This is a genomic window from Streptomyces kronopolitis (assembly GCF_050953795.1).
Classification (GTDB): domain Bacteria; phylum Actinomycetota; class Actinomycetes; order Streptomycetales; family Streptomycetaceae; genus Streptomyces; species Streptomyces kronopolitis_A.
The window spans coordinates 3,174,919-3,201,744 of the sequence record NZ_CP191850.1 but is presented as its reverse complement, the minus strand read 5'-3'; the positions used below and the strand labels follow the sequence as shown (position 1 = coordinate 3,201,744).

Annotated in this window: 18 protein-coding genes; 10 read left to right on the top strand and 8 right to left on the bottom strand. The window is 71.7% G+C overall.

Going from position 1 to position 26,826, the window contains the following annotated elements; translation table 11 throughout:
* Positions 1 to 7 precede the first annotated feature (7 nt).
* The 4 genes from ACQP17_RS13880 to ACQP17_RS13865 all read left to right on the top strand — a co-directional run bounded on the left by ACQP17_RS13880 (position 8) and on the right by ACQP17_RS13865 (position 4,775).
* The gene (locus ACQP17_RS13880; RefSeq protein WP_433856557.1) at positions 8 to 1,843 is read left to right on the top strand and encodes an LpqB family beta-propeller domain-containing protein; all 1,836 of its coding nucleotides are present in this window, start codon (positions 8 to 10) and stop codon (positions 1,841 to 1,843) included.
* 232 nt (positions 1,844 to 2,075) lie between these two features.
* The gene (locus ACQP17_RS13875; protein ID WP_433856556.1) at positions 2,076 to 2,804 is read left to right on the top strand and encodes a ComF family protein; all 729 of its coding nucleotides are present in this window, start codon (positions 2,076 to 2,078) and stop codon (positions 2,802 to 2,804) included.
* A 293-nt stretch (positions 2,805 to 3,097) separates the two neighbouring features.
* A complete protein-coding gene (hpf, locus tag ACQP17_RS13870; RefSeq protein ID WP_364885080.1) occupies positions 3,098 to 3,784 on the top strand; it encodes a ribosome hibernation-promoting factor, HPF/YfiA family in 687 nt (228 codons plus the stop codon).
* A gap of 232 nt (positions 3,785 to 4,016) precedes the next feature.
* Complete coding sequence (locus tag ACQP17_RS13865; RefSeq protein WP_364885077.1) at positions 4,017 to 4,775, top strand: response regulator transcription factor; 759 nt, start codon at positions 4,017 to 4,019, stop codon at positions 4,773 to 4,775.
* A gap of 121 nt (positions 4,776 to 4,896) precedes the next feature.
* Here ACQP17_RS13865 and ACQP17_RS13860 read toward each other — a convergent pair whose 3' ends face one another.
* Together ACQP17_RS13860 and ACQP17_RS13855 are read right to left on the bottom strand one after the other, a co-directional pair.
* A complete protein-coding gene (locus tag ACQP17_RS13860) occupies positions 4,897 to 6,102 on the bottom strand; it encodes a winged helix-turn-helix domain-containing protein (protein ID WP_433856555.1) in 1,206 nt (401 codons plus the stop codon).
* 229 nt (positions 6,103 to 6,331) lie between these two features.
* Positions 6,332 to 6,964, bottom strand: coding sequence for a GNAT family N-acetyltransferase (locus ACQP17_RS13855; RefSeq protein WP_433856554.1), 633 nt, complete (start codon positions 6,962 to 6,964; stop codon positions 6,332 to 6,334).
* Positions 6,965 to 7,216: 252 nt separating this feature from the next.
* Between ACQP17_RS13855 and secA the strand changes: the two genes are divergently transcribed.
* Positions 7,217 to 10,042: a preprotein translocase subunit SecA gene (gene secA, locus ACQP17_RS13850; RefSeq protein ID WP_433856553.1), complete on the top strand. Its 2,826-nt coding sequence runs from the start codon at positions 7,217 to 7,219 to the stop codon at positions 10,040 to 10,042.
* Between the two features lie 110 nt (positions 10,043 to 10,152).
* Here the strand turns inward: secA and ACQP17_RS13845 are convergent, their stop codons facing one another.
* Positions 10,153 to 10,974 (bottom strand): Rv3235 family protein, encoded by an 822-nt coding sequence (locus ACQP17_RS13845; RefSeq protein WP_433856552.1) that lies wholly within the window; start codon positions 10,972 to 10,974, stop codon positions 10,153 to 10,155.
* A gap of 296 nt (positions 10,975 to 11,270) precedes the next feature.
* Here ACQP17_RS13845 and ACQP17_RS13840 point away from each other — a divergent pair, with 296 nt between their 5' ends.
* From ACQP17_RS13840 to ACQP17_RS13830, 3 genes are all read left to right on the top strand, one after another.
* A complete protein-coding gene (locus ACQP17_RS13840) occupies positions 11,271 to 11,777 on the top strand; it encodes a DUF6912 family protein (protein WP_433856551.1) in 507 nt (168 codons plus the stop codon).
* A 93-nt stretch (positions 11,778 to 11,870) separates the two neighbouring features.
* On the top strand, positions 11,871 to 12,533 hold the full coding sequence (locus ACQP17_RS13835) for an HAD family hydrolase (protein WP_433859905.1): 663 nt from the start codon (positions 11,871 to 11,873) through the stop codon (positions 12,531 to 12,533).
* 510 nt (positions 12,534 to 13,043) lie between these two features.
* On the top strand, positions 13,044 to 18,005 hold the full coding sequence (locus tag ACQP17_RS13830; protein ID WP_433856550.1) for an NAD-glutamate dehydrogenase: 4,962 nt from the start codon (positions 13,044 to 13,046) through the stop codon (positions 18,003 to 18,005).
* 102 nt (positions 18,006 to 18,107) lie between these two features.
* On the opposite strand, the gene ACQP17_RS13825 is transcribed toward ACQP17_RS13830, so the two are convergent.
* Both ACQP17_RS13825 and ACQP17_RS13820 read right to left on the bottom strand, forming a co-directional pair.
* The gene (locus ACQP17_RS13825) at positions 18,108 to 18,911 is read right to left on the bottom strand and encodes an ABC transporter ATP-binding protein (RefSeq protein ID WP_433856549.1); all 804 of its coding nucleotides are present in this window, start codon (positions 18,909 to 18,911) and stop codon (positions 18,108 to 18,110) included.
* Entirely contained in the window at positions 18,904 to 19,839 is a 936-nt protein-coding gene (locus tag ACQP17_RS13820) for an ABC transporter permease (RefSeq protein ID WP_433856548.1), read from the bottom strand. Before ACQP17_RS13820 ends, ACQP17_RS13825 begins: the two co-directional genes overlap by 8 nt.
* A gap of 147 nt (positions 19,840 to 19,986) precedes the next feature.
* Here ACQP17_RS13820 and ACQP17_RS13815 point away from each other — a divergent pair, with 147 nt between their 5' ends.
* Positions 19,987 to 20,610: a TetR/AcrR family transcriptional regulator gene (locus ACQP17_RS13815; protein WP_433856547.1), complete on the top strand. Its 624-nt coding sequence runs from the start codon at positions 19,987 to 19,989 to the stop codon at positions 20,608 to 20,610.
* 72 nt (positions 20,611 to 20,682) lie between these two features.
* On the opposite strand, the gene ACQP17_RS13810 is transcribed toward ACQP17_RS13815, so the two are convergent.
* Entirely contained in the window at positions 20,683 to 23,043 is a 2,361-nt protein-coding gene (locus ACQP17_RS13810; RefSeq protein WP_433856546.1) for a bifunctional glycosyltransferase/CDP-glycerol:glycerophosphate glycerophosphotransferase, read from the bottom strand.
* Between the two features lie 204 nt (positions 23,044 to 23,247).
* Between ACQP17_RS13810 and ACQP17_RS13805 the strand changes: the two genes are divergently transcribed.
* Positions 23,248 to 25,443: a PIG-L family deacetylase gene (locus ACQP17_RS13805; protein ID WP_433856545.1), complete on the top strand. Its 2,196-nt coding sequence runs from the start codon at positions 23,248 to 23,250 to the stop codon at positions 25,441 to 25,443.
* Here the strand turns inward: ACQP17_RS13805 and ACQP17_RS13800 are convergent.
* Both ACQP17_RS13800 and ACQP17_RS13795 read right to left on the bottom strand, forming a co-directional pair.
* Positions 25,410 to 25,838: a GtrA family protein gene (locus ACQP17_RS13800; protein ID WP_433856544.1), complete on the bottom strand. Its 429-nt coding sequence runs from the start codon at positions 25,836 to 25,838 to the stop codon at positions 25,410 to 25,412. The two genes, ACQP17_RS13805 and ACQP17_RS13800, sit on opposite strands and share 34 nt — an antisense overlap.
* A complete protein-coding gene (locus ACQP17_RS13795) occupies positions 25,838 to 26,818 on the bottom strand; it encodes a glycosyltransferase family 2 protein (protein WP_433856543.1) in 981 nt (326 codons plus the stop codon). Before ACQP17_RS13795 ends, ACQP17_RS13800 begins: the two co-directional genes overlap by 1 nt.
* Between the last annotated feature and the right edge of the window lie 8 nt (positions 26,819 to 26,826).

The following is a 26,826-nucleotide window of genomic DNA, read 5'->3' as shown; positions in this document are numbered from 1 at the left end:
GTCCCGTATGTCTGCCCGCCGGGGAGCCCGGCGGGCGCGGAAGGCCGTGCTGCTCGGCTGTGCGGCGGCGCTGCTGGCCGGGTGTGCGTCGATGCCGGACAGCGGGGACGTCACCGCTGTCGACCAGTCACCGCGCTCCGAAGGGGAGTCGCAGGTACGGGTCTACGGCGTGCCACCGCAGGACGGTGCCCAGCCGACCAACATCGTGCGCAGCTTCCTCGACGCGACGACCAGCGACGAGGCGGATTTCCGTACGGCCACGCAGTATCTGGCGAAGTCGGCGAAGCGGACCTGGCGGCCGTTCCGGGTGACCGATGTGCTCCAGGAGCGTCCGAAGCCCGAGCCGAAGCCGCAGTCGAACCGCGAGGACGCCAACGGCTACACGGTCACCCTCTCCGGCAGCCAGGTGGCGGCCGTGGACGACAACCACGCCTACACCCCGGAGGAGAAGCCGTACCGCCGGACGATTCACCTCGTCAAGGAGAACGGGCAGTGGCGCATCGACCGGTTGCCCGACGGGCTGGTGCTCGGCCTGTCCGACTTCCAGCGCATCTACCGCTCCGTCAACAAGTACTACTTCGCGTCCTACAAGTCGGAGGCACAGGAGCCGAAGGCGAGCCGCAATGTGCTGGTCGCGGATCCGGTCTACCTGCGGCAGCGGATAAAGCCGATCACGGCCAGCGTGGCGGCGCTGCTGTCGGGGCCCACCGACTGGCTGAACCAGGTGACGTCCTCGGCGTTCCCGCCCGGGACCCGACTCTCCGCCCACGATCTGGCGCTGGACGACTCCAATGCCTTGCGGGTCAAGCTCAGCAAGCAGGCGGCCAGCGCCGGTTCCGCGCAGTGCAAGCGGATGGCGGCGCAACTCTTCTTCACCGTCCAGGACATGACGCGGGCTTCGAAGATCAGTGAGGTGGAGCTCCAGGACAGCGACGGCAACGCGCTCTGTGCGCTGTCCCAGGAGCAGGCCGACCGCGATTTCGCCCCGTCCCCGGACGCCGGGCGCTCCGGCAAGGAGTACTTCATCGACGCCGACCACAAGGTCGTCGCCATGTCGGACTCCGCGACCGAACCGACGCCGGTCCGCGGTCCGTTCGGCACCGGTCACACCCCGCTGCGCTCGGTCGCCATCTCGCGCGCGGAGACCACCGCGGCCGGTGTGTCCGACGACGGCCGGTCCCTGTACGTGGCCGGCATGGAGGACGGGCTCGCCCGCAGCGGTCCACTCCTGACCAGTACCGGCTCGGCCAAGGACCCCGACGCGGGGCTCACCGCGCCGAGCTGGGACGGGCTGGGCGATCTGTGGATCGCCGACCGCAATGCGCACGGCTCACGGCTGCTGCGGATCCGCGAGGGCAAGAGCGACCCCGAAAGGGTGGCGGTGCCCGGCCTGGACGGGCGGCGGATCAAGGCGATCAAGGTGGCCGCGGACGGCATCCGGATCGCGGTCCTGGTGGAGGACAAGGGGCGTACGACGCTCCAGCTCGGTCGGGTCGAACGGGGCGGTACCGCCCTGCACCCGAAGCTCACGGTGCAGGAACTGCGGCCGATCGCGCCGCAGTTGGAGGACGTGGTCGCCGCGTCCTGGGCGGGCGGCAGCCGGCTGGTGGTCGTCGGGCGGGAGTCCGGCGGGGTCCAGCAGATGCAGTTCATGGAGACCGACGGCTCGGCGTCCAACGCGCAGACCCTGCCCGGCGTCAATGGCGTCAAGGCGGTGGCCGCCTCCGAGGACGAGACCAGACCGCTGATCGCGGACGCGACGGAGGGGATAGTGCGGCTGCCTCCGGACGCGAACTGGAAGACCGTGGCGAAGGACGGGACGGCGCCGGTCTATCCCGGATGACCGGATGGCCGCAGGTGACCGGGCGGCCGGGTGGCCGGCGGCCGGGACGGCGCGGGCGCCGGCCCGTCGGTGCGCCGGGCAGGTCGCGGGTCCGGTCGGCCCGTGGTGCCGGTAGCCGGACGGTCGCCCTTCCGGCCGGCCGCGCTCTCGCCCGAACGGCCCATCCGTCGCGCCGCCGGCGAGGTTATCCACAGGGGTGGTGACCGAGCGTGTTCGGCGGGACAGTGGAGTCATGCGAGAGGTATGGCGCGAACTGGCCGGTCTGGTGCTGCCGGTCGACTGTGCGGGGTGCGGCCGGCCCCGTACGGAGCTGTGCGCACGGTGCCGCCGGGCGCTGGCGCGGGACGGGCGCGGGGCGCGGCGGGTGCGGCCGTGGCCCGCACCGGCCGGTCTGCCCCGGGTGTGGGCGGGGGCGCCGTACGCCGACGAGGTGCGGGCGGTGCTGCTGGCGCACAAGGAGCGGGGCGCCCTGCCGCTGACCGGGCCGCTGGGGACGGTGCTGGCCGGGGCCGTGCGGGGGCTGTGGGCCGGTGGTGGACCCCTGCTGCTGGTGCCCGTGCCGTCGGCGCGAAGATCCGTGGCGGGCCGGGGGCACGATCCGGTGCGCAGGATCGCCCGGGCGGCGGCCGGTGAGCTGCGGCGGGCGGGGACGGCGGCCCGGGTGCTCGCGGTGCTGCGGCAGCGTCGCGCGGTGGCTGACCAGGCAGGACTCAGCGCCCGGCAGCGGCGGGCGAATGTCGCCGGTGCCCTGGAGGTGCCGGGCGCGGCCCGGAGGCTGCTGGCGGGCCCGCCAGTGGTGCTGGTGGACGACCTGGTGACCACGGGAGCCACGCTCGCGGAGGCCGCACGCGCGCTCGCCGCGGCCGGTGGCCGGGTGGTCGGAGCGGCGGTGGTGGCCGCGCCGGTGGGTGCCTTCGTAGCCGATGAGGCACCGCTCCGCGCCCTACCACAGGGCAGGTAATTGAGGAAGAAAAGACACTCAATTGGAGCCGGAGCCTCCGAGGGGGTGCCGACATGAGTCCGAGAGAGCTATGTTCGGTTGTGAGGACTTGGCGGACGTTTTGCCTTGGATGTCGCGATGAATGCGTTCAGGGATATTTTCGGCGACCCTGAAAACGGGGGAGTGGAGTGCGGGTCCTCGGGGGAGGAGGAGGTGAAAGTCGCCAAGTCCGAGGCTTCGGCAACCACCGGAGCCTGGTGCAAGAAGGAATCGCCCCGCTGGATGAGCGGTGCGATCCGGGAACGGAGTTCTGCGTGGACATCGTCGTCAAGGGCCGCAAGACCGAGGTGCCCGAGCGGTTCCGCAAGCACGTGGCCGAGAAGCTGAAGCTGGACAAAGTCCAGAAGCTCGACGCCAAGGTGATCAGCCTGGACGTCGAGGTGTCCAAGGAGCCCAACCCTCGGCAGGCCGACCGTTCCGACCGAGTGGAGATCACGCTCCGCTCCCGTGGCCCGGTGGTCCGGGCCGAGGCCGCCGCTGCCGATCCCTACGCGGCGCTGGATCTGGCAACCGCCAAACTCGAGGCGCGGCTGCGCAAGCAGCACGACAAGCGCTTCTCGCGCCGTGGCAACGGCCGCATTCCGGCCAGCGAGGTCGCCGTCAGCGTGCCCGACGCCGCGAGCCTGAACCCCAACGGTGAACTCGCCGCCGACGCGGAGCAGAAGGTGCCGACCACGAGGATGGGCTCGATCGACGTCCAGGGTGAAGGCCCCTTGATCGTCCGTGAGAAGACCCACTCGGCCGCGCCGATGGCGCTCGACCAAGCGCTCAACGAGATGGAGTTGGTCGGGCACGACTTCTACCTCTTCGTCGACGCCGACACCAAGCTGCCGAGTGTCGTCTACCGGCGGCACGCGTACGACTACGGCGTCATCCACCTGAACCCCGATCTGTTCGGGGAGGAGGAACCCGGCGGCGCAGGCGGCGCCCTGGGCGGCTGACCCCCCTCGCTCGGTGCCCCCGGCGCAGGCCGGGGGCACCATCGTGACCGGAGAGAGCAGGAGTTGAAGCCGTATAGTGTTCGTGCCGGCCAGGGAGTACGGGGACACGACATGGCGACATGCCGGGGAGACGATCGAATGACTTTGATCGGGCTGGCCGCAGGGGGCTGTTGTCAACCAGCCTTATTTCCAAGCTCCGGCCTGAGGGCCGAGTAGTTGACGGGGAGGATCGATGGGGGACAGTTTCGGGCCCGTGCGCGGCGACGCGGAGGACGACCACTGCGGTGCCGGAGGCGGGTACGAGGCCGACCGCATGAGCGTGGCGCGCAAGGAGCCGATCCGGGTCCTGGTCGTGGATGATCACGCACTCTTCCGGCGGGGCCTGGAGATCGTGCTGGCCCAGGAAGAGGACATCCAGGTCGTCGGCGAGGCGGGGGACGGTGCGGAGGCGGTCGACAAGGCCGCGGATCTGCTGCCCGACATCGTGCTGATGGACGTCCGGATGCCCAAGCGCGGCGGGATCGAGGCCTGCACCTCCATCAAGGAGGTCGCCCCCAGCGCAAAGATCATCATGCTGACGATCAGCGATGAAGAGGCCGACCTCTACGACGCGATCAAGGCCGGTGCCACCGGCTACCTCCTCAAGGAGATCTCCACCGATGAGGTGGCGACCGCGATCCGTGCCGTCGCGGACGGCCAGTCGCAGATCAGCCCGTCGATGGCGTCCAAGCTCCTGACGGAGTTCAAGTCGATGATCCAGCGCACGGACGAGCGCAGGCTGGTGCCCGCGCCCCGGCTCACCGACCGTGAGCTGGAGGTCCTCAAGCTCGTCGCCACGGGCATGAACAACCGCGACATCGCCAAGGAACTCTTCATCTCCGAGAACACGGTGAAGAACCACGTCCGCAACATCCTGGAGAAGCTGCAGCTGCACTCCCGGATGGAAGCGGTGGTGTACGCGATGCGGGAGAAGATCCTCGAGATCCGGTGAGATCCGGCGAGAGCGGTGAGATCCCGCGAGAGCGGTGAGATCCGGTGAGTCGTCCGGCCGGTGCGTGAACGGTCGGCCGGGCCGGGGGCCGGTCCCCCCATATATGCCGTCCGGCGTCCGGCTAGTCGGTGGTGTGGTCGCTCGTGTGGGTGAGTTCCGCGAGCAGCGCGGCGGCCTGCTCGGGGTCGTCGCAGCGGTCCACGCGCACGGCGTCACAGCCGACCCAGCGTGCGGCCTCCCACAGGGCCCGGGCCATGGGGGCGGCGGCCTTGGCGTCCTGCATCGACACCTGGCGCGCGACGAGGGTGCTGCCCTCCCGGGCCGGATCCACCCGCCCGACCAGGCGGCCGCCGGCCAGCAGGGGCATCGCGAAATAGCCGTGTATCCGCTGGGGGCGGGGGACGTAGGCCTCCAGGCGGTGGGTGAAGCCGAAGATCCGCTCGGTGCGCGGGCGGTCCCAGATCAGGGAGTCGAACGGCGAGAGCAGGGTCGTGCGGTGCCGGCCGCGGGGCGGGGCGGCGAGCGCGGCGGGGTCGGCCCAGGCGGGCCTTCCCCAGCCCTCGACCTCGACCGGGACCAGACCGGAGTCCGCGACCACGGCATCGACCTGCTCGCCCTTGAGGCGGTGGTAGTCCGCCAGGTCGGCGCGGGTGGCCACGCCCATGGCGGCCCCTGCCTGGGCGACCAGGCGGCGCAGGCACTCGGCGTCGTCCAGATCGTCGTGCAGCAGGGTGTCCGGGACGGCGCGCTCGGCGAGGTCGTAGACCCGCTTCCAGGCACGGCGCTGGGTGCAGACCACCTCGCCGGTGTCGAGCAGCCACTCCACCGCGATCTTGGTCTCGGACCAGTCCCACCACTCGCCGCCGTTGCGCCCGCCGCCCAGCTCGGAGGTGGTCAGCGGGCCGTCCGCGCGGAGCCGGTCCAGTACGGCGGCGCAGGAGCGCGCGGAGTCCTCCATGACGTGCCAGCGGTGGCCCTTGGCGCGCCGGGCGCGGCGGCGGAAGGCGAAGTGCGGCCACTCCTCGATGGGCAGGATGCAGGCGGCGTGCGACCAGTATTCGAAGCTGTGGGTGTCGCTCCAGTAGGCGGCCTCGACGGCGGGGCGGCTGACCGGGCCGAGCCGGGCGTAGGGCACCAGCTCATGGGAGCGGGCCAGCACCGAGATCGTGTCCAGCTGCACCGCGCCCAGCTGCCGCAGCACCCCGCGCACGCCCGCCCGGCGGTCCGGGGCACCGAGCAGACCCTGCGCCCGCAGCGCCAGGCGCCGGGCGTCGTCGCGGGAGAGCGTGGTCACGGGCGGAGGCAGCGGCTGGGTCTCGGCGGTCATGCGGCTCAGACTAGGGGCGGGCACTGACAACGGCCGCGGGTGAGGGAAGAACCGCTGGTCAGGGTGCCTTCTGGGCACCCGAGCCCCAGGTCCCCGAGCCCCAGGTCCCCGGCCCCGGAACGGGCCGTCGCGGGCGCCCCGGGCCGCGCTCCGGCTCCGTGCCGCCGGTCCCCCCCGGACCGCCCGGCCGGCGCTCAGCCGCAGTACGGCAGCTCACCAGTACGGCAGCTCACCCGGGGTACGGCAGATACGGCGTCGCGTCCGGACGCCCGGGCCCGGCCACCGCGGCCGCTCCCGGTTCCCCCGGCTCCCCGGGCAGATCGGACGGGAGCAGCGAGCCGATCCAGACGTCCCGGCGGATGCCCTCGCGCACCAGCTGGGCGCGCAGCGTGCCCTCCATCTGGAAGCCGAGGCTGCGGGCGACGGCCCGGGAGCCCTCGTTGCCGGCCTCCGCGTGCCATTCCAGGCGCTCCACCCCCAGGTCGCGGAAGGCCCAGCGCAGCATCGCGCGGGCCGCCTCGACCGTGTACCCCCGGCCGCGGTGCTCCCTGGTGGTCCAGTAACCCAGCTCGGCCTGGCGTTCGGGGGTGCGCAGCCGGGCGAGGCGTACCAGGCCCATCGCACCCACGAGCGAGCCGTCCGCCCGGGAGACGACGGCGAACTGGTACGTGGTGTCGTCGCGCCAGCCCTCGGGGACGACCGTGCCGGCGAACTGCTCGGCATCCTCGACGCCGTACGGTGAGGGGACGCTCGTCCAGCGCTGGATGTCGGGTTCCTGGCACGCGGCGTGCACCGCGGGAGCGTCGGCGGGCTCGAAGGGGCGCAGCACCAGGCGCTCGGTGGTGAGGGTGACGGGCTTCATGGCGTGAGTCTGTATGGCCGCGGAAAGCCTGACCAAGGGTTTTCGGTGTGATTACCGGCAACCGCCCGGCACCTTCTCGTGGCCTTGTGCGTTCACGGGAGGAGGGGATAGCGGGGGTTCGCTGCGGCGGACCTCCCGGCCCGGCTGCGTCCTCCTTTACGATGGCCGTTGCGGCGGGGCCTGCCCCCTTGGAAAAATGCCGCGCCCGCGCACTCGACCGTGCAGGCCCGACCGGCAAGGAGACCAGCCCAAGTGTCCGTCTTGACGAAGATCATGCGTGCAGGCGAAGGAAAGATCCTGCGCAAGCTGCACCGCATCGCGGGCCAGGTCAACTCCATCGAGGAGGACTTCGCGGCGCTCTCCGACGCGGAGCTGCGCGCCCTCACGGATGAGTACAAGGAGCGCTACGCCGACGGCGAGAGCCTCGACGATCTGCTGCCCGAGGCGTTCGCCACGGTCCGAGAGGCCGCCCGGCGGGTACTCGGCCAGCGTCCCTACGACGTCCAGCTGATGGGCGGCGCGGCCCTTCACATGGGGTACGTCGCCGAGATGAAGACCGGTGAGGGCAAGACCCTGGTCGGTACCCTCCCGACGTATCTCAACGCGCTGTCCGGCAAGGGCGTCCACCTGATCACGGTGAACGACTACCTGGCCGAGCGCGACTCGGAGATGATGGGCCGGATCCACAAATTCCTGGGCCTGACCGTCGGTTGCATCCTCGCCGACATGACGCCGGCCCAGCGCCGTGAGCAGTACAACTGCGACATCACCTACGGCACGAACAACGAGTTCGGCTTCGACTACCTGCGCGACAACATGGCCTGGTCGCAGGACGAACTCGTCCAGCGCGGCCACAACTTCGCGGTCGTCGACGAGGTCGACTCGATCCTCGTCGACGAGGCCCGTACGCCGCTGATCATCTCCGGCCCGGCCGACTCCGCCACCAAGTGGTACGGCGACTTCGCCAAGTTGGTGCGCCGTCTGAAGCGCGGCGAGGCCGCCAACCCGCAGCGCGGCATCGAGGAGACCGGCGACTACGACGTCGACGAGAAGAAGCGCACCGTCGGCATCCACGAGTCCGGTGTCAGCAAGGTCGAGGACTGGCTGGGCATCGACAATCTGTACGAGTCGGTGAACACCCCGCTCGTCGGGTACCTCAACAACGCCATCAAGGCCAAGGAGCTCTTCAAGAACGACAAGGACTACGTCGTCATCGACGGCGAAGTCATGATCGTCGATGAGCACACCGGCCGTATCCTCGCCGGCCGCCGCTACAACGAGGGCATGCACCAGGCCATCGAGGCGAAGGAGGGGGTGGAGATCAAGGACGAGAACCAGACGCTCGCCACGATCACCCTCCAGAACTTCTTCCGCCTCTACGACAAGCTCTCCGGCATGACCGGTACGGCCATGACCGAGGCCGCCGAGTTCCACCAGATCTACAAGCTCGGTGTCGTCCCGATCCCGACGAACCGCCCGATGGTCCGTATGGACCAGGCGGACCTGATCTACCGCACCGAGACCGCGAAGTTCGACGCCGTGGTCGAGGACATCGTCGACAAGCACGGCAAGGGCCAGCCGATCCTGGTCGGCACCACCTCGGTCGAGAAGTCCGAGTACCTCTCCCAGCAGCTCAACAAGCGCGGTGTCGCCCACGAGGTGCTCAACGCCAAGCAGCACGACCGTGAGGCGCCGATCATTGCCCAGGCCGGCCGCAAGGGCGCCGTGACGGTCGCCACGAACATGGCCGGCCGTGGTACCGACATCAAGCTCGGCGGCAACCCCGACGACCTCGCCGAGGCGGAGCTGCGCCAGCTGGGCCTGGACCCGGTCGAGCACGTCGAGGAGTGGGCGGCCGCGCTGCCCGCCGCCCTGGAGCGTGCCGAGGCCGCGGTCAAGGCGGAGTTCGAAGAGGTCAAGGAGCTCGGCGGGCTCTATGTGCTCGGCACCGAGCGGCACGAGTCGCGGCGGATCGACAACCAGCTGCGCGGCCGCTCCGGCCGTCAGGGCGACCCCGGCGAGTCGCGGTTCTACCTCTCCCTGGGCGATGACCTGATGCGACTGTTCAAGGCGCAGATGGTCGAGCGGGTGATGGCCATGGCCAACGTGCCCGACGACGTCCCGATCGAGAACAAGATGGTGACCCGGGCGATCGCCTCCGCGCAGTCGCAGGTCGAGCAGCAGAACTTCGAGACGCGGAAGAACGTCCTGAAGTACGACGAGGTGCTCAACCGGCAGCGCGAGGTCATCTACGGCGAGCGCCGCCGCGTCCTGGAGGGCGAGGACCTCCAGGACCAGATCAAGCACTTCATGGACGACACCATCGACGCCTACATCCAGGCGGAGACGGTCGAGGGCTTCGCCGAGGAGTGGGACCTCGACCGGCTGTGGGGCGCGTTCAAGCAGCTCTACCCGGTCAAGGTCACCGTCGAGGAGCTGGAGGACGAGGCCGGCGACCGCGCGGGCATCACCGCCGAGTTCATCGCCGACGCGATCAAGGACGATGTCCACGAGCAGTACGCCTCCCGTGAGGAGCAGCTCGGCTCGGACATCATGCGGGAGCTGGAGCGCCGGGTCGTGCTGTCCGTCCTGGACCGCAAGTGGCGTGAGCACCTCTACGAGATGGACTACCTCCAGGAGGGCATCGGCCTGCGGGCGATGGCCCAGAAGGACCCGCTGGTCGAGTACCAGCGCGAGGGCTTCGACATGTTCACCGCGATGATGGAGGGCATCAAGGAGGAGTCCGTCGGCTACCTGTTCAACCTGGAGGTCCAGGTCGAGCAGCAGGTCGAGGAGGTCCCGGTGGAGGAAGCGGCGCTCACCTCGCTGGACAAGGACCAGGACGCCGTGCCCGCCGGCGCGGGCCGCCCGGAGATCCACGCCAAGGGCCTGGAGGCGCCGCAGCGGCCGGACCGGCTGCACTTCTCCGCTCCCAAGGTCGACGGTGACGGCAGCGTCATCGAGGGCGACTTCATCAGCGACGAGGACGCCGGCCCGGCCCGCTCCGAGGCCGACGGCCTGACCCGCGCCGAGCGCCGCAAGGCCCAGAAGAGCGCGGGGCGCCGCCGCAAGAAGTGAGTCAGGAGCGGTGCGGCGGACCGGAGACGGGCCGCCGCACCGTGGAGCAGCACCGGGGCGCCCCGGCCGGAGATCGGCCGGGGCGCCTTCGTGTGCCCGGGGGGTGGACGTCACCGCGCGCCCGGCACGCCCTGCGCCGGGCCGATGTCGAGGGCGGCGCAGCGCCACCGCGCGTCGGCGCCCAGCTCCAGCCGGAAGGCCAGGGCCCGCAGCCGTTCGCCCGCCGCGATCCGGGCGAAGGCCTCGATGACGCCGCGGCACGGCCGGCACAGCCCGCAGTCGCGCACCGTGGGGACGGGGCCGGGCCCGCCCGGCACCGGGGCCGGCCGCAGCGGTGCCTGCGGGGCGAGCTCGGCCAGCCGGTCGTAGGCGGCGGGCAGCGCGTGCCCCAGCAGGGCGTGCACGGGGCGCTGACCGCTGAGGGCGAGCAGCAGCTGCTGGGCGAACCAGTGGTGCGGCCGGCTCTCCTGGGCCCGGCGCCGCGCCGCAGCGGTCGGCAGGGGGACGCCGGCCGCGGTGACCGGGGTGCCGGCGGCGGACCGGCGGCTCACCGCGGCGGCCAGGGCGGCGGGGCGTCCGGGGCCCCCGGGGCCGGACGTGGTGCGGGTGGGGCCGCGGCCGGCGGCGCCGGGACCGCGTCCGCCCGGGCCGGAGCCGCGGCCGGTGGCGCCCGGACCGCTGCCGGCGGGGCCCAGGGGCCGGCGGTCGGCGGGGGAGCGGCGCGGCCGGGGGACGCCCCGGGCCGTCCCGGAGGTGCCGCCGGAGCGTGGACGCGGGACCCGGTCGGCGTCGGCGCCGGCGGGCGGAGCGGGGACGGCGGGGCGCGCGATGCCGGTCCCGGTGGCACCCGCGGGCGGAGCCGCGCTTCCGGTGGCCCCGGGCGTGGGAGCGGTGGGTGGGGTGTGTGCCGCGCTGCTGTTCGTGCCGGTCATGCTGGTGATCGCCCCCGTGGTGCCGGGCCCGTGAATTACCGGGCGGTAGCTTTTGTGATGGGGATCTTCTATCGACGGGACCTCCGCGGCAGCAAGCCGCGACGAGGGCGGAGCGGACGGCGCACGGAGTTCACCCGTCCGTGGCGCGGGCCCACAACCAGGCCCCGGGAACGGGGTGGTGGACGGGCTCCGGACGGGCGGCGCGGGGGAGGCGGGGGCGGCACGATGGGGGACTCACGCCCGTATGCTGGCGAGATCATCCCGAGAGTCGAGTGAATCGAGCGGAAGCGGCTGCCATGCGCGTCTACGTCCCCCTGACCCTTTCCGGTCTCGCAGCGGCGCACAGGAACGGTGAGCTGGACCCCGGCTCCCTGGGCGCGTACGCCGTCACGCCCGCGCTGCGCGAGTGGTACGTCTCGGACGACATCGAGGAGCTGGAGTACGCGGCGCTCAACCGGGCCGCCCAGGCGTCGCTGCGGATGCTGGCCGGGCACCCCGCGGAGGCCCGGCGGCGGGTGGTGGTGGCCCTGGACGTGCCGGACGGCGCGGCCGTGGCGGATCCGGACCTGGGCCTGGAGCAGTCGTCGCTGGGCGAGGTGCGCCTCGCCGGGCCGGTGCCGCTCTCGAAGGCCGCGGCGGTGCATGTGGACGCCGCGGAGGCGGAGACGGACGTCGCGGCGGCCGCGGCGGCGCTCGGCGCGGCGGACCAGGGCGATGACGACGCGCAGTTCACGGTCGACGGCGCCGAGGACCACGACCTGATGTGGTTCGGGGTGCAGGAGATTCCCCACCTGCTCGGCTAGCGGGCCGTTTTCCACAGGCCCGGGCGATCTGTCGGCGGGTGCGGGTACTTTTTCCTCATGGGGAAGCGCACGGGGAAGGACCTGGGGAACGGCATGGGGAAGCACGCGACGCACATCGTCTGGGACTGGAACGGCACCCTGTTCCACGACATCGACGCCGTCATCGGGGCGACGAACTCCGCGTTCGCCGAGATCGGGATGGCGCCGATCACCCTGGAGACGTACCGCGAGCTGTACTGCGTGCCCGTGCCGCGGTTCTACGAGCGGCTGATGGGACGGCTGCCCACGGACGCGGAATGGCTGGTCATGGACGAGGCCTTCCACCGCCACTACAGCACCCACCGCCTGGGCTGCGAGCTCGCCGAGGGGGTGGACCTGCTCCTGGAGGGCTGGCAGTCGGCCGGGCGCAGTCAGTCGATCCTGAGCATGTACGGCCACGACGATCTGATACCGATCGTCCGCGGTTTCGGCATCGAGTCGCGGTTCGTGCGGGTGGACGGCCGGACCGGGCCGTCCGGCGGCTCGAAGAGCGCCCACATGGTGCGGCATCTGGCGGCCATGGAGCATGTCGAGCCGGCGCGCACGGTCGTGATCGGTGACGCCGTGGACGACGCGGTGGCCGCCCGGGACGCGGGTGCGCACGCGGTGCTCTACACGGGGGGTTCGCACAGCCGCGGGAGCCTGGAGACCGCCGGGGTGCCGGTGGTGGACACACTCGCCGAGGCCGTCGAGCTGGCCGGGGCGCTCGCCCTCTAGACGGTGTGACGTTGCGGACATGCTCCGGGGGATGTCCCAGGATCCGCTCCGGGGCCGGTATGCCCGTCCGGTCCTCCGGGCGGCCGTGTCCAGGCGCCGCCGCGGAGTGCGGCCGCCGGGAGTCCGGGCCGTAGGGCGGCACGCACACACCGCCTCGGCCGTGCGTTGTCCGGAAGGTCTAAGTTCACGCCAAGGTTTTGTACCTACCAGGCCCATGACGGCACCCGTGGGGGGAGCGATAGCCTTGCACCGTGATCAGCGCGATATTCCGCGGGGGCATCGAAGCCCCTGCCCTGCGCCCGGGACACGACCGTGACCGGGCGATCGCTGGTCGTTGCGGCCAACATTCCCTGTCGACTCCGTCAAAAGCAGTCGATGGCGACCCGGCCCTCACTCATCGCGGCATAGCGTCGACAGCGACGGAACACCTCGCGTCACGGCGGCGTTGTGCGGCTTCCATCACGTTCTTCCACAACGTCACGCAACGGCGCGCGACAGGAGCCAGAGGACATGCAGACCAAGCTGGACGAAGCCAAGACCGAGCTGCTCACCAGGGCCGCCCGGGTCGTTGAAAGCAGCCCGGCCGGGAGCAAGCACCCGGTACGGGGTCTCGACCCGGACGCTCTGGCGGGATACCTCCAGCGCTACTACCTGCACACCGCCCCCGAGGACCTCGCCGACCGCGACCCGGTCGACGTCTTCGGCGCCGCGCTCTCGCACTACCGCCTCGCGGAGGTGCGTCCTCAGGGCACCGCGAACGTCCGGGTGCACACCCCGACCGTCGAGGAGAACGGCTGGACCTGCAGCCACTCCGTCGTCGAGGTGGTCACCGACGACATGCCGTTCCTGGTCGACTCGGTCACCAACGAGCTCTCCCGGCAGGGGCGCGGCATCCATGTCGTGATCCACCCGCAGGTGATCGTCCGCCGCGATGTCACCGGCAAGCTCATCGAGGTCTTCGACTCCAACTGCGACGCCCACGGCCGCACCGGCAAGGGCAAGGCGACCGAGCTGCCGCACGACGCGGTGACCGAGTCCTGGATCCATGTCGAGATGGACCGCGAGACCGACCGCGAGGACCTCAAGCAGATCACCGCGGATCTGCTGCGGGTGCTGTCCGACGTCCGCGAGGCCGTCGAGGACTGGGAGAAGATGCGCGGCGCCGCCGGCCGGCTCGCCGACGAGCTGGGCACCGAGCCGACCGCCGACGATCTGCGCGACGAGGAGATCGAGGAGGCCCAGGAGCTGCTGCGCTGGCTGGCCGCCGATCACTTCACCTTCCTGGGATACCGCGAGTACGAGCTGTCCTCGGTCCCCGGTGAGGGCGACACCGAGGAGGACGTGCTGACCGCGGTGCCCGGTACGGGTCTCGGCATCCTGCGGGCCGACCCGCCGCACCGCGAGACCGCCGACGGCCACCCCGTCTCGCCGTCCTTCAACCGGCTGCCCGCCGACGCCCGCGCCAAGGCCCGTGAGCACAAGCTGCTGGTCCTGACCAAGGCCAACAGCCGCGCCACCGTGCACCGCCCCTCCTACCTCGACTACGTCGGCGTCAAGAAGTTCGACGCCAAGGGCAACGTCATCGGTGAGCGGCGCTTCCTGGGCCTGTTCTCCTCGGCCGCGTACACCGAGTCGGTGCGCCGGGTGCCGGTCATCCGCCGCAAGGTCGCCGAGGTGCTGGAGGGCGCGGGCTTCACCCCGAACAGCCACGACGGCCGCGACCTGCTCCAGATCCTGGAGACCTACCCGCGCGACGAGCTGTTCCAGACCCCGGTCGACGAGCTGCGCTCCATCGCCACCAGCGTGCTCTACCTCCAAGAGCGGCGCCGGCTGCGGCTCTACCTCCGCCAGGACGAGTACGGCCGCTACTACTCCGCGCTGGTCTACCTCCCGCGCGACCGCTACACCACCGGCGTGCGGCTGCGCCTGATCGACATCCTCAAGGAGGAGCTCGGCGGCACCAGCGTCGACTTCACCGCCTGGAACACCGAGTCGATCCTCTCCCGGCTGCACTTCGTGATCCGTGTCGAGCCCGGGGCCAGCCTGCCCGAGCTGACCGACGCCGACGCGGACCGCCTGGAGAGCCGGCTGGTGGAAGCCGCCCGCTCCTGGGCCGACGGCTTCGGCGAGGCGCTGACCGCCGAGGTCGGCGAGGAGCGCGCCGCCGAACTCCTGCGCCGCTACGGCCACGCCTTCCCCGAGGGCTACAAGGCCGACAACAGCCCGCGCAGCGCCGTCGCCGACCTCCAGCATCTGGAGAAGCTCACCGGTGAGCCGGGCAAGGACTTCGCGGTCAGCCTCTACGAGCCGGTCGACGCCGGCCCGGGCGAGCGCCGCTTCAAGATCTACCGCCGGGGCGAGCCGGTCTCGCTGTCCCGGGTGCTGCCCGGCCTGAACCGCCTGGGCGTCGAGGTCGTCGACGAGCGTCCGCACGAGCTGCGCTGCGCCGACTCCACCATCGCCTGGGTCTACGACTTCGGCCTGCGGATGCCCGAGCACGTCAAGGGCGACGACGCCCGCGAGCGCTTCCAGGACGCCTTCACGGCGGTGTGGACGGGCGCGGCCGAGAGCGACAACTTCAACACCCTGGTGCTGGAGGCCGGGCTCAACTGGCGCCAGGCGATGGTGCTGCGGGCCTACGCCAAGTACCTGCGGCAGGCCGGTTCGACCTTCAGCCAGACGTACATGGAGGACACCCTCTCCCACAACGTCCACACCACCCGGCTGCTGGTCTCCCTCTTCGAGGCGCGGATGTCCCCCGACCGGCAGCGGGCCGGCACGGAGCTGACCGATGCCCTGCTGGAGGAGCTGGACGCCGCGCTCGACCAGGTCGCCTCCCTGGACGAGGACCGGATCCTGCGGTCCTTCCTCACGGTGATCAAGGCGACGCTGCGCACCAACCACTACCAGAAGGACGGCCAGGGCCGGCCGCACGCCTATCTGTCCATGAAGCTGGACCCGCAGGCGATCCCCGACCTGCCGGCGCCCCGCCCGGCGTACGAGATCTGGGTGTACTCCCCGAAGATCGAGGGCGTCCACCTGCGGTTCGGCAAGGTCGCGCGCGGTGGTCTGCGCTGGTCGGACCGCCGGGAGGACTTCCGTACGGAGATCCTCGGCCTGGTCAAGGCGCAGATGGTCAAGAACACCGTCATCGTGCCGGTGGGCGCGAAGGGCGGCTTCGTCGGCAAGCAGCTGCCCGACCCGGCGCAGGACCGTGACGCGTGGCTGGCCGAGGGCATCGCCTGCTACAAGACCTTCATCTCCGGTCTGCTGGACATCACCGACAACCTCGTCGGCGGCGAGGTCGTCCACCCGCAGAACGTCGTCCGGCACGACGAGGACGACACCTACCTGGTCGTCGCCGCCGACAAGGGCACCGCGACGTTCTCCGACATCGCCAACGAGGTCGCCGAGTCCTACGGCTTCTGGCTCGGTGACGCCTTCGCCTCCGGCGGCAGCGCCGGCTACGACCACAAGGGCATGGGCATCACCGCCCGCGGCGCCTGGGAGTCGGTCAAGCGGCACTTCCGCGAGCTGGGCCACGACAGCCAGACCGAGGACTTCAGCACGGTCGGCGTCGGCGACATGTCCGGTGACGTCTTCGGCAACGGCATGCTGCTCAGCGAGCACATCCGGCTGGTCGCCGCCTTCGACCACCGGCACATCTTCATCGACCCCGACCCGGACGCGGCGTCCTCCTACGCCGAGCGCCGCCGGCTCTTCGAGCTGCCCCGTTCGTCCTGGGCGGACTACCGCACCGAGCTGCTGTCGCAGGGCGGCGGCATCCACCCCCGCTCCGCCAAGTCCATCCCGATCAACGCGCAGGTGCGGGCCGCGCTCGGCATCGAGGCCGGCATCAAGAAGATGACGCCCGCCGATCTGATGCAGGCGATCCTCAAGGCGCCGGTCGACCTGCTGTGGAACGGCGGCATCGGCACGTACGTGAAGTCCTCGGCGGAGACCGACGCCGATGTGGGCGACAAGTCCAACGACGCCATCCGCGTCAACGGCGAGGACCTGCGGGTCAAGGTCGTCGGCGAGGGCGGCAACCTGGGCCTGACCCAGCTGGGACGGATCGAGTTCGCCTCGACCGGCGGCAAGATCAACACCGATGCGATCGACAACAGCGCCGGTGTGGACACCTCCGACCACGAGGTGAACATCAAGATCCTGCTCAACGCCGTGGTGGCGGACGGCGATATGACGGTCAAGCAGCGCAACAAGCTGCTGGCCGAGATGACCGACGAGGTCGGCGCGCTGGTGCTGCGCAACAACTACGCGCAGAACACCGCGCTGGCGCTGGCCCTCGCCCAGTCCTCCAGCATGCTCAACGCCCAGCAGCGCTTCATGCGCCGCCTGGTGCGCGACGGCGATCTCGACCGGGCGCTGGAGTTCCTGCCCACCGACCGGCAGATCCGTGAGCGGCTGAACGCCGGGCGCGGGCTGACCCAGCCGGAGACGGCGGTGCTCCTGGCGTACACCAAGATCACCGTCGCCGAGTCGCTGATCCGGACCGGCCTGCCGGACGACCCGTATCTGCAGCGGCTGCTGCACGCCTACTTCCCCTCGGCGCTGCACGAGCGCTTCGCCGAGCAGGTCGACGGGCACGCGCTGCGCCGTGAGATCGTCACCACGGTCCTGGTCAACGACACCGTCAACACCGGCGGTACGAGCTTCCTGCACCGGATGCGGGAGGAGACCGGGGCCTCCCTCGAAGAGGTCGTGCGGGCGCAGACCGCGGCCCGGGCGATCTTCCAGCTGGCGCAGGTCTGGGACGACGTCGAGGCGCTCGACAATGTCGTCCCGGCCGATGTCCAGACCCGCATCCGGCTGCACTCGCGCCGGCTGGTCGAGCGCGGCACCCGCTGGCTGCTCAACAACCGCCCGCAGCCGCTGGAGCTGTCGGAGACCATCGACTTCTTCTCGGAGCGGGTCGCCGAAGTCTGGGAGGAGCTGCCCAAGCTGCTCCAGGGCACCGACCAGGGCTGGTACCAGACGATCCTGGACGAGCTGACCGCCGCGGGCGTGCCCGAGCCGCTGGCCGTCCAGGTGTCCGGGTTCTCCTCGGTCTTCCCGGCCCTGGACATCGTCGCCATCGCCGACCGCACCGGCAAGCAGCCGCTGGATGTCGCCGAGGTCTACTACGACCTGGGCGAGCGGCTGCGGATCAACCAGCTCCTCGACCGCATCCTGGAGCTGCCGCGCAACGACCGCTGGCAGTCCATGGCCCGTGCCTCGATCCGTGAGGACCTCTTCGCGGCCCATGCGGCGGTGACCGCCGATGTGCTGTCGGAGGGCAACGGCTCCTCGACGCCGGAGCAGCGGTTCAAGGCCTGGGAGCAGGCCAACGCGGCGATCCTGAGCCGGGCCCGGGCGACGCTGGAGGAGATCCACGGGTCGGAGGGGTTCGATCTGGCGAACCTGTCCGTGGCCATGCGGACCATGCGTACGCTGCTGCGCGCGCACAGCTGACCGGCGGCCGCCGCGCGCGGCCGGGGCCTGCGTGGAGCGCGCCCGAACACGCCTGAAGGGGCGCACCCGTTGCGGGTGCGCCCCTTCAGGCGTGGGGCGGGGCTACTTGCCCGTTTCCTTCTCGTACGCCTTGATGACCTCGTCGGTGGGGCCGTCCATGAGCAGTTCGCCGCGCTCCAGCCACAGGACGCGGTCGCAGGTGTCGCGGATGGACTTGTTGTTGTGGCTGACGAGGAAGACGGTGCCGGCTTCCTTGCGCAGTTCGCGGATGCGGGCCTCGGAGCGCTTTTGGAAGCTGCGGTCGCCGGTGGCCAGGGCCTCGTCGATCATCAGCACGTCGTGGTCCTTGGCGGCGGCGATGGAGAACCGCAGGCGGGCGGCCATGCCGGAGGAGTAGGTGCGCATCGGCAGGGAGATGAAGTCGCCCTTCTCGTTGATGCCGGAGAAGTCGACGATGCCGTCGTAGCGTTCGCGGACCTGTTCGCGGGACATGCCCATGGCCAGGCCGCCGAGCAGGACGTTCTTCTCGCCGGTCAGGTCGTTCATCAGGGCGGCGTTGACGCCCAGCAGGGAGGGCTGGCCGTGGGTGTAGACCTTGCCGCGCTCGGCGGGCAGCAGGCCGGCGACGGCCTTGAGCAGGGTGGACTTGCCCGAGCCGTTGGAGCCGATCAGGCCGATCGACTCGCCGCGGTAGGCGGTGAAGGACACGCCCTTGACGGCGTGCACCTCCCGCACGCCGTTGGAGGGCTTGCGGCGGATGATGCGGTTGAGCGCCGCGGTGGCGCTGCCCTTGCCCGCGCCCGTGCCGTAGACCCGGTAGACGATGTGCAGATCGTCCGTGATCACGGTGGGGATGCGGGCCTGGGCGGCCTCGGTCGGCTGGATGCCGGTCTTGTGCTCAGCCACGTCCGTACCGCTCCTCGGCCTTCCAGAAGTACACGAAGCCGGCCACACCGGAGAGCAGCGCCCAGCCGGCGGCGAACGCCCACACGTGCGGCGGCAGTTGCTTGTGCGTGAAGCTGTCGATCAGGGCGAAGCGCATCAGGTCGATGTAGACCGCGGCCGGGTTCCCGTTGAGCAGGATCACCACGATCTGCGGGAGGTGCTTGCTCTTGAGGATCACGCTGATGCTGAACATGACGCCGGAGGCGTACATCCAGGTCCGCATGATGAAGGGCATCAGCTGCGCCAGGTCCGGCGTCTTCGCCCCCAGCCGCGCCATCACCATCGCCAGGCCCGTGTTGAAGACGAACTGCAGCGTCAGCGCCGGGAACACCAGCAGCCACGACCAGGTCGGCGTCTGCCCGGCGAACAGCAGGATGACGCTCAGCACGGCCATGGAGTACAGCAGTTGCTGGAGCTGCGCCAGGCAGAACGAGATCGGCAGGCAGGCCCGCGGGAAGTGCAGCGCCCGCACCAGGCCGAGGTTGCCCGAGATCGCCCGCGTTCCGGTCATCACCGAGTTCTGCAGGAAGGTGAAGACGAAGACGCCGGTCACCAGGTACGGGATGTAGTCCGGCACGCCCTTCTTGGTGTTGATCAGCACGCCGAAGATCAAGTAGTAGACGACCGCGTTGAGCAGCGGGGTCAGTACCTGCCAGAACTGCCCGAGCTTGGCGGTGGTGTACATCGCGGTGAGCTTGGCGCTGGCGAACGAGGTGATGAAGTGCCGCCGCTGCCACAGCTGGCGGGTGTACTCCGGCAGCGAGGGGCGGACGCCGCTCACCGTGAGCCCGTGGGCTTCGGCCAGCGCGCGCAGCTCGGGGTCGGGGGCGGTGCCGGGAGCCGGCGCCCGGGAGGGCGTCGGTGCCGGGGGCGCGAGGGTCTGGGGCATCGGGGAGGCCGCTTTCGCTTGCGTACGGGGCGGTGGAACGAGAACGGAGTGACCTACGACGGAACGGGTCCGTATCGTCGCGACGCTGACACTAAAGGGTGCTCACGTCGAAACGCAACCGTAGCGTCGTGACGCTATGCTCAAGCCATGGCAAAAGAGGGCAGCGGGAACGGCTCCACTGCGGCGCGCCGGAGCCCGGCGGGCGCCGCCGTACTGCGTGAGGACAAGACCGAGGCGATCCGTGCCGCGGTCTTCGAGGAGCTGGCCGTCGCGGGCTTCGCCCGGATGTCGATCGAGGGCATCGCGCGGCGGGCCGGGGTGGGCAAGACCGCCGTCTACCGGCGGTGGCGCTCCAAGCTGCACCTGGTGCTCGATGTGGTCTCCGCGGTGGCCGCGGCGGGCATGCCGACGCCGGACACCGGGTCGCTGTCCGGCGATGTCCGGGTGGTGCTGGAGGTCGCGGCCCGGGCGCTGCGGCACCCCATGGCCTCGCAGATCGTCCCCGACCTGCTGGCGGAGGCGGCCCGCAGCCCGGAGCTGGCGGCCGCGCTGAAGGCGGCGCTGCACGACAGCCAGGAGGGTGTCGCCACGGCGATGGTGGCCCGCGCCGTCGAGCGCGGCGAGATCCCGGCCGGCGCGGACGGCCGGCTGGCCCTGGACCTGCTGACCGGGCCGCTGTACTGGCGGCTGCTGGTGGTCCGCGACGAGGTGCCGGCCGGTTATCTCGACGAGCTGACGGCGACCGTGGTCAGCGCGCTCGGCGGACGCTGAGCGCGCCGGCCCGGGCCGCACACACCCGCGGGGCGCCGCGGCGGGGAGTCCGCCGCGGCGCCCCGCGGTGGTTCAGCCCGCGAGCCCGAGGTCCGTGGCCGCGTCGGCCGGGCTGCTCTCCCGCTGGGCGGGCAGCCGGCCGCCCGCGAGCGGCAGCGTGCCGTGGACGGACGTGCCGGCCGCGGCGCGCGGGGACGGGGCGACGGTGCGCGCGGCCGGCGGCAGCGGGGCCGGCGCCGCCTCCTGGCCGAGGAAGACCCGGCGGACGACCCGCTCGGCGGCGTGCCCGTCGTCCCACACGCAAAACCGGGCGCGGAACGCGGCGCGCAGCCCGGCGGCCGCCTCGTCGTCCCAGCGGCCGCTGCGGAACACCTCGATCAGCTCGTCCTCATCGGTGGCGATCGCCCCCGGGGTGTCGCCCGGATTGCCGGAGAGCAGGTCGAAGGTGACGCCGCGGGAGCGCACATAGGTGTCCCAGTCGTCGGCGTAGGTGACGATCGGCCGGTCGAGGTGGGCGTAGTCGAACATGATCGACGAATAGTCGGTGACCAGGGCGTCGGCGGCCAGGCACAGCTCCTCGACGACCGGGTGGCCCGAGACGTCGATCAGCGCGCCGCGCTCCTGGAGCGCCTGGAGGCGGGGGTCGCGCTCGTAGAAGTAGTGGGTGCGCACCAGCAGGACGACGTCCTCGCCCAGCCCGCGGGAGAGCTTCTCCAGGTCGAGCCGGGGGACGTAGCCGACCTGGTAGTCGCGCATGGTCGGGGCGTAGAGGACCGCGGTCCTGCCGGGCGCGATGCCCAGCCGTGCGCGGATGTCCAGGACGTCCTGGCCGGTGGCCCGGTAGTAGACGTCGTTGCGGGGGTAGCCCGCGTTCACCGACTCGAAGCCGCAGGGGTAGACCCGCTCCCACTGCTCGGTGGTGTGCGGGTTGGCGGAGAGCGAGAAGTCCCAGCGGTCGGCGCGGGCCAGCAGCTTGCGAAAGCTCATGCCCTTGGCGGCGGCCGGGTAGCGCTTCTGGTCGGTGCCCATGGACTTCAGCGGGGTGCCGTGGTGGGTCTGGAGGTGGATCTGGCCCTCGCGCTTGACCACGTCGTCCGCGAAGTTGACGTTGTTGACGAGGTACTTGGCGCGGGCCATCACCTCCCAGTAGCGCGGCGAGTTCAGCACGACGTGGTCGATGCCGGCCGGGACCGCGCCGGCCTCGGCGAGCTGCTTCTTGACGACCCAGACGCCGTGCACCCCGGGCGCCAGCTCCTTGGCCTTCTCGTAGACCGCCAGCGGGTTGCAGGCCGGCAGGCGGTTCCAGTAGGCGGAGTAGACCGCGAGGTTCTCGTCCAGCGGCCGGCGCAGCAGCGCCCGGTAGCGCAGGTCCACGGCCTTGCGCTTGGCCTGCCGGACCCGCTTGCCGGCGTGCTTGCGCACCGTGCGCCGCACCCGGCCGGCCGCCTTGAGGCCGGCCAGCGCCGGGTAGGCGTCCGTGGCGAGCAGCGCGTACTTGCCGCCGGCCAGGCCGCCGGGGCGGACGAAGCCGGCCGGTATCCGCAGCCGGTAGTCGCGGGCGGCGCGGTGGAAGAACTCAGCGGTGGCCTCCCGCGGCAGCCGGCCGGGCTTGTCCAGGACGGTCAGATAGTGGTCGACCATCTTGCGGAACATGTGCGGGCGCCAGCGCTCCAGCCCGGGGTGCGCGTCCAGGTGGGCGAAGACCCGCGCGTACTGGTCGAAGACGTCGAAGTGCTTGCGGCTGGTGGTGCGCAGGATGTTGCCGCCCTGCCGGCGCTGGCGGTAGTGCAGGCAGACCCGGTCCAGGACGGCGATCCGCTGTGCGGTGATCAGGGTGCAGAACGTCCAGGGGGCGTCCTCGTAGTAACCCGCGGGGAAGGTGAAGCCGTGCTCCTCGACGAAGTCGCGGCGGTAGGCCTTGTTCCAGACGATCTGCAGCAGATCGAGCAGCCCGGGGCGCTCGGCCAGCGAGAAGACCGGCGCGCCGGACTCGTCGAGCAGCCCGGACAGGGAGTTGCGGCGGGTGGCGCCGTCCCAGTGGGTGCGGGCGTAGTCGAAGATCAGGACCTCGGGGTCGGCGGTGGCGGCCAGCCGGTCCGCCAGGGCGCCGAGCGCGCCGGGGGTGAGGGTGTCGTCGCTGTCGAGGAAGAGGACGTAGTCGCCGCGGGCCCGCTCCAGGCCGGCGTTGCGGGCCGGGCCCAGACCGGCGTTCTCCGGGAGGTGGCGGACGTGGACGCGGGGGTCGCGGGCGGCGTACTCGTCGAGGATGGCGCCGCTGTGGTCGGGGGAGCAGTCGTCGACGGCGAGCAGCTCGAAGTCCGTGAACTCCTGGGCCAGCACCGAGTCCAGGCACGCGCGCAGAAAGCCCTGCACCCGGAACACGGGGACGATGATGCTGAACCGGGGTGCCGCGTCAAGGCCTGTCTCGGACATGCGGTGCTACTCCTCGTGATGAACTGAGTGCAGAAAGTAGAAATCTCCCCAAAGGGGTCTCTCGCGTCGTCAGTCGTACGACAGCTGTTCACTCGAAAAGGTTGTTCTTCGTCATCTCAAAGTTCCATGGGCCCCGTCACATACCTGACGAAGCACGGTATTTCCGGGCGGGCGGGAACTCCCGGGTGACCGAATACTGAGGGTGTGTCACCCGCGCACCCGCCCCTCGTCTCCCGCCGCCGGCTCCTCCAGGTCACCGGTGGCGGGCTGCTCGCCGCGACGGCGGGCGCCGGCGTCTGGGCGTGGCGCTCGGACGACGCCTCCCGCACGGCCGGACCGGCGGGCCCCGGGCACTCCCTGGTGGACCCGGCCGACCAGTCCTTCGTGCACATCGTCGCGCACGCCGACGACGGCCTGTTCTTCATGAACCCCGACCTGGAGCAGTCCCTGCGCAGCGGGGCGCGCTCGGTCACCGTCTGCCTCACGGGCGGCGAGGCCGACGGCCACAACGTCAGCCGCCGCGCCCCCGACCCCGGCCGGGTCCCGGTGGACCGGGCCGCCTTCGCCCGGGCGCGGGCCAACGGGCTGCGGGCCGCGCACGCCGTCATGGTCACCGGCAGCCCGGCCGCCCGCTGGGACGTCGCGGCCCGCTCCCTGCTCCCCGGCCTGGAAGTGGAGATCCAGACGCTGCACGACGCCCCGCAGCACCAGCTGATCTTCCTGGAGCTGGTGGAGTCCCGGGCCGTCTGGCAGGCCCGCACGGTCAGCCTGCGCGGTCTGTGGCTCGGGGCCGCCGCCACCCTGCCCACGCTGCGCCCCGCCGGCACCCCGGTGCGGCGGCAGTACCACTACACCCGCGAGCAGGTCATCCGGACGCTGGTGGCGGTGCTCGACCGGGCCCGGCCCACGGTCGTACGGACCCTGGACCCCAACGCGGTGCATGCGCGCAGACGGCCGCCGGCCACCGCGGACCTCGACCCCCGGCTGGCCGGGCCGCGCTACTACGACCACCAGGACCACACCGCCTCGGCCTACTTCGCCGAGGCCGCGCTGGCCGCCTACGCCGACCGCGGCCGGCCGCCGATCGTGGAGAACTACCTCGGCTACGAGACCGGGGTGCTGCCGGACGGCATCGACCCGCGCACCACCCGCCGCAAGGCCGCGCTGCTGTCGATCTACGGCTGGGCCGACCACCGCGCCTGCGGCGACCCGGCCGGCTGTGGTGACCGCAAGGTGGGCGGCGCGGCGCTCAGCGGCGTCGCGCGCCACTGGACCCGCGGCACCCGGCTGCGGGCACCCGGCTCGAACGCCTGGCTCCGCCCGGCGCAGGACGGCCGGCTCGCCGCCTTCGCGGTCCTGGGCGGCCGGGCGTACTGCTGGGCCGAGACCCGGCCGGGCAGCGGCAGCTTCGGGGCACCGGTGCCGGTCGGCGGGGGGCGGTTGCAGGGGCAGATCCATGCGGTGCGCCGCCCGGACGGCACGCTCCAGCTCTTCGCCTCGCGCACCGTGCTGCCGGGCCGTCACACCGGCCACCACCGGGAGTTGTTGACCGCGCCGCAGACCGGCACCGGCCACGACGGGGTGCCCGTCTTCGCGGGCTGGGAATCGCTGGGCGCCCCGGACGCGGACCCGGTCCGCTCGCTGGAGACCGGCTTCCCGGCGGCGGTGGCCGCCCCGGACGGCACGGTGCACGTCTTCGTACGGACCTGGGACGGCAACATCGCCCACCGCGGCGGCCGTCCGGGCCTCGGCTTCTCGCCGTGGCAGCGGCTGGAGGGCACGGTCAGCACGCTCCAGGCGTCGCCGCGGATCGTCGACGGGCTGGACGCCTGCGTGGACTCCGACGGGCTGGTCCATCTGGCCGCGCCGAGCACCGGGACCGTGGCGCACTGGGTGTCCAAGGAGCCCGGGGGGCTGCCGCGGCCGGCCGCGGCCACCGGGCTGCCGCAGCCGGCCGGCCCGGTCAGCCTCGTCCCGCTGGCCGACGGGGTGGTGCGGGCCGTCTTCCGGCGCTCGGGCAGCGCCCAGGTGCTGATCGCCGAGCGGCCGCGCAGGATCGGCGGCTGGCGGGTGTCGGCGCGCTGCGCGGCGGTCGGCGGGTACGGGCGGGTGGCGGCGGCGCCGGCCGGGGGCGCGGACCGGATGGTGCTCGCGGCCCGCGACGACGCCGGGGAGGTGCGGGTGGCGATGGCGCAGGACGGCCCCGGGCCCTGGCAGCGGGGCCGGGTGGCGCATTCGGCGGCGGCCGGGGTCGCCCAGGACGCCGCAGGGCGGGCGGTGGTGGTCGCGCTGGGCACCGACGGCCGGCTCTACACCGCCCGGCAGACCGGGCCCGGGCCGCGTGCGCCGTTCGGGGGCTGGCGGGCTCAGACCCGCCCGCCGGAGCGCAGCGGTGGCTGAGCGGTCCGGGCGGGCGGGCGCAGGATGCGGCGGGAGACCAGGAACGTGAACGGGAGGGCGAGCAGCGCCGCCGCCAGCGGCGCCACCGCGGTGTTCAGCCCGCACCAGCTCACCAGCGCCACCAGCCCCGCGCTCTGCGCCGCGTAGTTGGTGACCTGGGTCAGCGGGAAGAGCAGGAACTTCTTCCAGGTCGGCCGGGTGCGGTAGGTGAAGTAGGTGTTCAGGAGGAACGAGCCGAGCATGCTCAGCGCGAAGGCGCCGGTGTAGGCCGCGAAGTACGGCAGGGTCCGGCGCAGCGGCAGGTAACAGGCGTAGAACGTCAGGGTGTTGACCCCGCCGACGGTGGCGAAGCGCAGGAGCTGGCCCCAGGGGGCGAGCGCCGGCAGTGCGCGCATCAGCCGGCCCGGGAGCCGGCGGGGGCGGCGTCGGCCGGGGCGGTCGCGGGCACGGGGGCGGCGGTGTTGCTCTCCTTCACCAGGAAGTGCGGCCGCCGCTTGGCCTCGTAGTAGATCCGTCCGATGTACTCGCCGATCAGCCCGAGCATCACCATCTGCAGTCCGCCCAGGCCGACGATGATGGCCACCAGCGTCACGTAGCCCGGCGCGGTGACCCCGCCGACGAGCGCCGCGCCGATGATCCACAGGGTGTAGAGGGCGGCGAGCGAGGCCAGTCCGAGCCCGGCGTAGATGGCCAGCCGCAGCGGGCGGCAGTTGAAGGAGAGCATGCCGTCGATGCCGTAGTTGACCAGCGAGCCGAGGTGCCACTTGGTCTCGCCCGCCCCCCGGGCGGCGTTGCGGTAGTCGAAGGTGACCGTGTCGAAGCCGATCCAGGAGAACAGGCCCTTGGAGAAGCGGTTGTACTCCGGCAGGGAGAGCAGGGCGTCCACGGCCGTGCGGGACAGCAGCCGGAAGTCGCCCACGCCGTCGGTGAGTTCGACGTCCACCCAGCGGTTGACGGCGCGGTAGTAGAGCCTGCTCAGCGCGGACCGCAGCCGCCGGTCGCCGTGCCGGGTGCGCTTGGCGACGACCTGGTCGTGGCCGAGCTGGTAGAGGTCGAGCATCTTCTCGATGAGCGCGGGCGGATGCTGGAGGTCGGCGTCCATGAGGATCACCGCGTCGCCGTCGGCGGCCCGCAGGCCGGCCAGTATGGCGGGCTCCTTGCCGAAGTTGCGGCTGAAGGAGAGGTAGCGGGTGGTGCCGCGGTGCTGCTGGGCGAGGCTGCGCAGCCGGGCCAGGGTGCCGTCGGCGCTGCCGTCGTCGACGTAGCAGAGTTCGTACTCGACGGCGAGCCCGGCGAGGACCGTGCGGATCGTGTCGTCGAAGCGGCTCAGGACGGCCTCTTCGTTGTAGCAGGGGACGACGATGGAGAGCTTCATGGGCAGGC

Coding starts and splice junctions, on each gene's coding strand:
- ACQP17_RS13800 (WP_433856544.1), bottom strand. CDS start 25,838: ATGCGCGCACTGCCGGCGCTCGCCCCCTGGGGCCAGCTCCTGCGCTTC.
- ACQP17_RS13795 (WP_433856543.1), bottom strand. CDS start 26,818: ATGAAGCTCTCCATCGTCGTCCCCTGCTACAACGAAGAGGCCGTCCTG.
- ACQP17_RS13875 (WP_433856556.1), top strand. CDS start 2,076: ATGCGAGAGGTATGGCGCGAACTGGCCGGTCTGGTGCTGCCGGTCGAC.
- ACQP17_RS13845 (WP_433856552.1), bottom strand. CDS start 10,974: ATGACCGGCACGAACAGCAGCGCGGCACACACCCCACCCACCGCTCCC.
- ACQP17_RS13860 (WP_433856555.1), bottom strand. CDS start 6,102: ATGACCGCCGAGACCCAGCCGCTGCCTCCGCCCGTGACCACGCTCTCC.
- ACQP17_RS13815 (WP_433856547.1), top strand. CDS start 19,987: ATGGCAAAAGAGGGCAGCGGGAACGGCTCCACTGCGGCGCGCCGGAGC.
- ACQP17_RS13855 (WP_433856554.1), bottom strand. CDS start 6,964: ATGAAGCCCGTCACCCTCACCACCGAGCGCCTGGTGCTGCGCCCCTTC.
- ACQP17_RS13830 (WP_433856550.1), top strand. CDS start 13,044: ATGCAGACCAAGCTGGACGAAGCCAAGACCGAGCTGCTCACCAGGGCC.
- ACQP17_RS13865 (WP_364885077.1), top strand. CDS start 4,017: ATGGGGGACAGTTTCGGGCCCGTGCGCGGCGACGCGGAGGACGACCAC.
- ACQP17_RS13835 (WP_433859905.1), top strand. CDS start 11,871: ATGGGGAAGCACGCGACGCACATCGTCTGGGACTGGAACGGCACCCTG.
- ACQP17_RS13880 (WP_433856557.1), top strand. CDS start 8: ATGTCTGCCCGCCGGGGAGCCCGGCGGGCGCGGAAGGCCGTGCTGCTC.
- ACQP17_RS13840 (WP_433856551.1), top strand. CDS start 11,271: ATGCGCGTCTACGTCCCCCTGACCCTTTCCGGTCTCGCAGCGGCGCAC.
- ACQP17_RS13810 (WP_433856546.1), bottom strand. CDS start 23,043: ATGTCCGAGACAGGCCTTGACGCGGCACCCCGGTTCAGCATCATCGTC.
- ACQP17_RS13820 (WP_433856548.1), bottom strand. CDS start 19,839: ATGCCCCAGACCCTCGCGCCCCCGGCACCGACGCCCTCCCGGGCGCCG.